Below are 6,226 nucleotides of genomic sequence, written 5' to 3'. Positions count from 1 at the left end.
GCCGCCGCGAGTCTGGTCCTCGGCCTCGGGCTGCTCGGCGGCGCGGCGGCCGGGAGCTGGCTGGGCGATGACCCGGACGCCCCGCCGTCCACCGCCGACACCTACGCCCACGCCCGCTCCGCCTGGCACAGCGTCCCCGTGGACGACCTCTTCCCGCGCACCCTGCGCGGCAAGGGCGAGGGCCCCGGCGGCGCCGACCGCGTCTGGACCCGAATAGCCGTCGCCCCGGACAGCAGTTGCGGCGGCGGATTCGACCCGCTGCTCGCCAAGGCGCTGGCCCCGGTGGGCTGCAAGCGGCTGGTGCGCGCCACCTACACCGACACCACCAGCACCAGCGTCACCACCGTCGGATTGCTGATCACCACCTCCGGCCCCACCGGGATGCGGACGCTGCACCAGCGCTTCGTGACCGAGAAGCTGGACGAGCGCACCGATCTGATGCCCCGCGCGTACGCCGCCAAGGGCACCGCGGCGGCCGGTTTCGGCGACGACCAGCGCGCAAGCTGGCGGATCCGGATCCTCACCGACGCCCCCGTCGTCGTCTACAGCGTCAGCGGCTTCGCCGACGGCCGTAAGGTCACCGACCCGCAGTCGGCTGGCGAGGCGACCCAGCGGGGCGCCACTTCTGCCCCCGCCCAGTCGGGCCTCGGCAACGACGCCCGAGCCATCGCCGACGCGATCGAGCCCATATTCCGCCGGGCCCTGTCCACGTTCACGGAAACCACGTCATGACCGGGATCGGGCGGCGCCTGGCGGTGGCTCTCACCGCCGCCGGACTGACCCTGGTGCTCGCCGCGCCCGCGGACGCCGACGGCATACAGGCCCAGGAGTGGGCGCTGGACACCCTCCACGTCCGCGAGGCATGGCAGACCACCAAGGGCTCCGGGGTCACCGTCGCCGTCCTCGACACCGGCGTCGACGACAGCCATCCCGACCTCGAAGGCCAAGTGCTGCCCGGTAAGGACCTCATTGGCTTCGGCGCCCGGCGCGGCGAACGCGCCTGGGCCCGCCACGGCACCGCCATGGCCGGGATCATCGCCGGTCACGGCCATGGCGCGGGCGGCGGCGAGGGCGTCCTGGGCGTCGCGCCCAAGGCGCGGATCCTGCCGGTGCGGGTGATTCTCGAGGACTCCGACGCCGCCCGTAAGAAGGCCCGTTCGTCCCGTGGCGGCGCGCTGGCCGCCGGAATCCGCTGGGCCGCCGACCACGGCGCCGACGTCATCAACCTCTCGCTCGGCGACGACAGCGCCTCCGCCCACCCCGAGGCCGCCGAGGACGCCGCCGTGCAGTACGCGCTGCGCAAGGGCGTGGCCGTGGTCGCCTCCGCGGGCAACGGCGGCGAGAAGGGCGACCGGGTCTCCTATCCGGCCGCCTACCCCGGGGTCATCGCCGTGACCGCCGTGGACCGCTACGGCTCCCGCGCCGCCTTCTCCACCCGCCGCTGGTACGCCACCGTCTGCGCCCCTGGCGTCGACGTGGTCATCGCCGACCCCGACAAGCGCTACTACGAGGGCTGGGGGACCAGCGCCGCCGCCGCCTTCGTCTCCGGCTCCGTCGCCCTCGTCCGCGCCGCCCACCCCGAGCTGAGCCCGCGCCAGATCCGGGACCTCCTCACCGAGACCGCCCAGGACGTCCCGGAGGGCGGCCACAGCGACGCCCTCGGCGCGGGTCTGGTGGACCCGGCGGCGGCGATCGCCGCGGGCGGCAAGATGAAACCGGAGGCCCAGCGCCCCGCCGTGGCCGCCTCCCCCCAGCGCTACTTCGGCAACGGCCCCGGCCACGCCCAGGGCGCGCACGACGACTCCGGTCCCAACGAGATGGCGCTCCTCGCCGGAATCGGCGGCGCGGCCCTGGTGGTCGCCGCGGTCGCCCTATGGCGCGGCTCGGGCCCCCTGCGGATGCCACGCAGGCTCCGCGCGACGCTTACGGGTATCCGGGCGCGCTGAGGCCGCGTCGCCCGCCGCGTCGCCCGACATCCGCGTCGCCCGCCGCGTCGGGCCCTCGCCGCCCTCGATACCCTCATGGCGTGGCGCTCAAGAACATTCCCGACCCTGGCTTCTCCGGCGACGACGGCTCCGCCGACCCCCGGCTGACCGCGGCACTCGCCGCCTGGGCCGATGACCGCTCGGCCGAGCCCGAGGTGCTCGCCGCGCTCGCCGACGCCCGCCTTCTCGTCCCCGTGATGGCGATTCTCGGCGAGGTCGAGGAAGGGCCCGATGGCCTGCGTCGGGAGAAGAGCAGCGATATGGCGGTGCCCACGCTGGAGGCCCCCGGCGGTCGGCGCGCCCTGCCCGCCTTCACCTCGCTCGAGACGCTGGCCCGCTGGCGTGCGGACGCCCGGCCCGTGGCCGTACCGCTGCGCCAGGCGCTGGAGGCCGCCGCCCATGAGAAGGCGGACACGCTGGTCCTGGACCTCGCGGGCCCGGTGCCGTACCAGCTCACCGGCCCCGCGCTGCTGGCCCTCGCCGAGGGGCGGACCAGCGCCGATCCGCTCGCCGACCCGGCCGTGACCGAGGCCGTGCGGGCCGTGCTGGCCGCCGAGCCGGAGGTGCTCCGGGCCCATCTGGCCCCGGCGGCGGACGCCGATGGGATGCTCGCGCTCGCCCTGGTGCCTCAGGCGCCCGCGCGGGAGACGGCGCACCGGGTGGCGGGCGCCCTGGCCGCCGACGAGGTGCTGCGGGCACGGCTGGTGCGCGGGCTGACCCTGGCGCTGCTGCCGCCGGACGCGAAGGTCCCCGGCGAACCGCTCTTCAGCCGCTGACGGGGCGTGGCCTCGGCCCGCTGATGAGGCGGGGCCCATCCCGCTGCGGGGGCGCACCCCGGCCTTCCCCATTCGGACCAACAGGCGAATCGTCCCGATTCCCCCCACAATGCTTAGGCGACTGGCGGTCGGAATCTGCGTGAGGAGAGCGCCATGGAGACGAGAACGGTCGTAGCGGAGTTCATCGGGACCGCGATGCTGGTCCTCTTCGGAGTCGGTTCGCTGGTCCTGGCGGGCGACTACATCAACGCCCTCGGGATCTCGCTCGCCTTTGGCTTCACGCTGATCGCGATCGCCTACGCGTTCGGACGCATCTCGGGCTGCCACATCAACCCGGCGGTGACCCTCGGCGTGCTGCTGGTCAAGCGCATCGACATCCGTACGGCCGTCCAGTACTGGGTCGCGCAGTTCGTCGGCGCGATCGTGGGCGCCGCGGTGCTCTTCCTGCTCGCCAACCAGGTGCCCAGGCTCCAGACGGCCGACGCCTTCGGCAGCAATGGCTACGGCGGCCGCTCGCCGGTGGGCATGGGCGCGGGCGGGGCCTTCCTCGCCGAGGTGCTGCTGACCTTCCTGCTGGTCTTCGTCTTCCTGGCGGTGACCCACTCGGTGGCGCTGGTCGGCGGCGAACCGATCCCGGTGGGCCTGGCCCTCGCCGCGGTCAATCTGATCGGCATCCCGCTGACCTGGGCCTCGGTCAATCCGGCGCGCAGCTTCGGCCCCGCGATCTTCGCGGGCGGCGATGCGCTGGGCCAGTTGTGGCTGTTCATCGTGGCACCGCTGGTCGGCGGGGTGCTCGCCGCCGTGGTGCACCGGTTCACCCATCTCCATCCGGCGGGCCAGGCCGACCGGGAGGAGGCCCATCCGCCCCCGGTGACCGGACCGTGGGGGCGGCTGCGCGGCGGCCGCCGCCCCGAGGCGGGCGGTCAGGAGACCAAGGGCCCGGAGGCGGCCTGAGCCCGAGCCCGAGCCCGAGCCTGAGCCGGTCTCGGGGCCCGGGCCCGGAGGAGAGGCGCGGGCCCGGAGGGCGGCCGTCAGTCGAAGACCGGGCCGGTGAACTTCTCGCCGGGCCCCTGCCCCGGCTCGTCCGGCACCACCGACGCCTCACGGAAGGCGAGCTGGAGGGACTTGAGCCCGTCCCGCAGCGGAGCGGCGTGGAAGGAGCTGATCTCCGTGGCACTGGCCGTGACCAGCCCCGCCAGGGCGTTGATCAGCTTCCGCGCCTCGTCCAGGTCCTTGTGCTGGGGGCCCTCCTCGGCCAGGCCCAGGTTGACCGCGGCGGCGCTCATCAGGTGCACCGCGACCGTGGTGATCACCTCGACCGCGGGCACATCCGCGATGTCCCGGGTCATCCGGTCGAAGTCGGGGGCCGGCGGCTGCCCGGCGTTGGCGTCGCTCATGGTGGTCGGGGCTCACTTCCTGAGGGATGGTGGGCCCCAGCCTAGGCGGCCGCCCGGCGCCCTACGCACGGGGCGGGTGGGTTCACAGGAACGCCGAGGACGCACCGGGTGAGCATCCCCGGCCAGTCCTGGTATCGTAGATAAACGACCGGCCGGTCACGTGCGTGTCCGGCCCACAAGTGGAGGCTCCCCAGCTCCCACCTCCCGACCCCCCGGGTCGGCAGGTCATCGGTCAGGCTGCGCCCCGCGGTGTTATCGCGGCGGTGCTCCCGGTCAATGAGGAGCCCCGCCTGTGTACCCGTCGGGGCGTTTTGTGCGTCACGGCGTGGTGGTCATACCGAAACAGACTTACGCGGCAGTCCGCCAGGCGGTCGCGTGGTGCAACCGAGGAGGATCCATCAGCGCCGAGCCCCGCATCAACGACCGGATTCGCGTCCCCGAGGTGCGACTCGTCGGTCCCAGTGGCGAGCAGGTCGGCATTGTGCCGCTTGCCAAGGCCCTGGAGCTTGCGCAGGAGTACGACCTCGACCTGGTCGAGGTGGCGGCGAACGCCCGTCCGCCGGTCTGCAAGCTCATGGACTACGGAAAGTTCAAATACGAGTCGGCCATGAAGGCCCGTGAAGCGCGCAAGAACCAGGCGCACACGGTCATCAAGGAGATGAAGCTCCGGCCGAAGATCGACCCGCACGACTACGACACCAAAAAGGGTCACGTCGTCCGGTTCCTCAAGCAGGGTGACAAGGTCAAGATCACGATCATGTTCCGTGGCCGTGAGCAGTCCCGGCCCGAGCTTGGCTACCGGCTGTTGCAGCGGCTCGCTGAGGACGTCCAGGAGTTGGGCTTCGTCGAGTCCAACCCCAAGCAGGACGGGCGCAACATGATCATGGTTCTCGGTCCGCACAAGAAGAAGACCGAGGCGATGGCCGAAGCCCGCGAGGCGCAGGCCGCCCGCAAGGCGGAGCGCCAGGGCGTCAGCTCCGTCGAGGAGCCCGCCGAGGAGCCCGCCGAGGCGTGATGGGCGAGGCGAGAGCCTCGACCGCCCACCCGGAGCCGCACGGCTCCGGAGTCCAACCGAAACACATGACGCTTCCGGACGCCCGGATCGTGGCCAGCCCCGCGCCGCGGCCGCCCGGACAGCGCCCTGACGAGGAGAGTACGGCGACATGCCGAAGAACAAGACGCACAGCGGTGCCAGCAAGCGCTTCAAGCTCACCGGCTCCGGCAAGGTGGTGCGCCAGCGCGCCGGTCGCCGCCACCTTCTCGAGCACAAGCCGTCCACGCTGACGCGCCGCCTGGCCGGAAAGGTCGAGATGGCCCCCGCCGACGCCAAGAAGATCAAGAAGCTTCTCGGCAAGTGACGCCCCCGCCCCGCTTCGGCGGGGCGAGCGCCAGACCGGGACCTATTCGTTTCCGGGCCGCGTGAGTCACCCGCGGCCCCGTACAAGGAGTTAACAAGTGGCACGCGTCAAGCGGGCAGTCAACGCCCACAAGAAGCGCCGGGCGATCCTCGAGCAGGCCAGCGGCTACCGGGGCCAGCGCTCCCGCCTGTACCGCAAGGCCAAGGAGCAGGTCACCCACTCTCTGGTCTACAACTACAACGACCGCAAGAAGCGCAAGGGCGACTTCCGGCAGCTTTGGATCCAGCGGATCAACGCCGCTGCCCGCGCCAACGGCATGACGTACAACCGCTTCATCCAGGGTCTGAAGGCCGCCAACATCGAGGTGGACCGCAAGATCCTGGCCGACCTCGCCGTGAACGACGCCGGTGCGTTCGCCGCGCTGGTCGAGGCGGCGCAGAAGGCGCTGCCGAGCGACGTCAACGCGCCGAAGGCCGCGTAACCGCAAGCGCTGCGCTGAGCTGTACGCCACGGACCCGCAGGTGAACGCGTACCTGCGGGTTCGCGCATGTGGGTGCCCTCGCGCTGTGCCCCCTGGGGTTTCGTCGCCGGGTGCGGGCCGGTGGCCGGGTGGCCGGGTTGTGCGCACCGCGTTTCGCCTCGCGGATCGGCTGGTGCGGGGCGCGGCGTTGGCTCTTGGCGTTTCGTCGCCGGGTGCGGGCCGGTGGCCG

At 72.6% G+C, this 6,226-nt stretch carries 8 protein-coding genes; 7 read left to right on the top strand and 1 reads right to left on the bottom strand.

Translation table 11 applies throughout. The features are described 5' to 3' along the window. From KN815_RS44105 to KN815_RS44090, 4 genes are all read left to right on the top strand, one after another. Window positions 1-732: hypothetical protein (locus tag KN815_RS44105; RefSeq protein WP_216347372.1), on the top strand; the 732-nt coding region annotated here is incomplete at its 5' end. Beyond that, window positions 729-1,946, top strand: coding sequence for a type VII secretion-associated serine protease mycosin (mycP, locus tag KN815_RS44100; RefSeq protein ID WP_216347371.1), 1,218 nt, complete (start codon window positions 729-731; stop codon window positions 1,944-1,946). The genes KN815_RS44105 and mycP, both read left to right, overlap by 4 nt. A gap of 80 nt (window positions 1,947-2,026) precedes the next feature. Then, complete coding sequence (locus KN815_RS44095; protein ID WP_216347370.1) at window positions 2,027-2,761, top strand: SseB family protein; 735 nt, start codon at window positions 2,027-2,029, stop codon at window positions 2,759-2,761. A 153-nt stretch (window positions 2,762-2,914) separates the two neighbouring features. Then, window positions 2,915-3,715: an MIP family channel protein gene (locus tag KN815_RS44090; protein ID WP_216347369.1), complete on the top strand. Its 801-nt coding sequence runs from the start codon at window positions 2,915-2,917 to the stop codon at window positions 3,713-3,715. A gap of 77 nt (window positions 3,716-3,792) precedes the next feature. Here the strand turns inward: KN815_RS44090 and KN815_RS44085 are convergent, their stop codons facing one another. After that, a complete protein-coding gene (locus KN815_RS44085) occupies window positions 3,793-4,158 on the bottom strand; it encodes a DUF1844 domain-containing protein (protein ID WP_216347368.1) in 366 nt (121 codons plus the stop codon). A gap of 334 nt (window positions 4,159-4,492) precedes the next feature. On the opposite strand from KN815_RS44085, the gene infC reads away from it, so the two are divergent. The 3 genes from infC (at window position 4,493) to rplT (ending at window position 5,997) form a co-directional block, all read left to right on the top strand. Beyond that, window positions 4,493-5,173 carry a translation initiation factor IF-3 gene (gene infC, locus KN815_RS44080; protein ID WP_216347373.1) on the top strand — a complete coding sequence of 227 codons (681 nt, stop codon included), beginning with the start codon at window positions 4,493-4,495 and terminating at the stop codon, window positions 5,171-5,173. 148 nt (window positions 5,174-5,321) lie between these two features. Beyond that, on the top strand, window positions 5,322-5,516 hold the full coding sequence (gene rpmI, locus KN815_RS44075) for a 50S ribosomal protein L35 (protein WP_020867203.1): 195 nt from the start codon (window positions 5,322-5,324) through the stop codon (window positions 5,514-5,516). Window positions 5,517-5,613: 97 nt separating this feature from the next. Continuing rightward, complete coding sequence (gene rplT / locus KN815_RS44070; protein ID WP_078639975.1) at window positions 5,614-5,997, top strand: 50S ribosomal protein L20; 384 nt, start codon at window positions 5,614-5,616, stop codon at window positions 5,995-5,997. Window positions 5,998-6,226: the final 229 nt, after the last annotated feature.

Source organism: Streptomyces niphimycinicus, from assembly GCF_018883605.1.
In the GTDB taxonomy this organism is placed as follows: Bacteria; Actinomycetota; Actinomycetes; order Streptomycetales; family Streptomycetaceae; genus Streptomyces; species Streptomyces niphimycinicus.
Note: the sequence above shows the minus strand (reverse complement) of the source record. Positions and strands in the feature narration are given on the sequence as shown.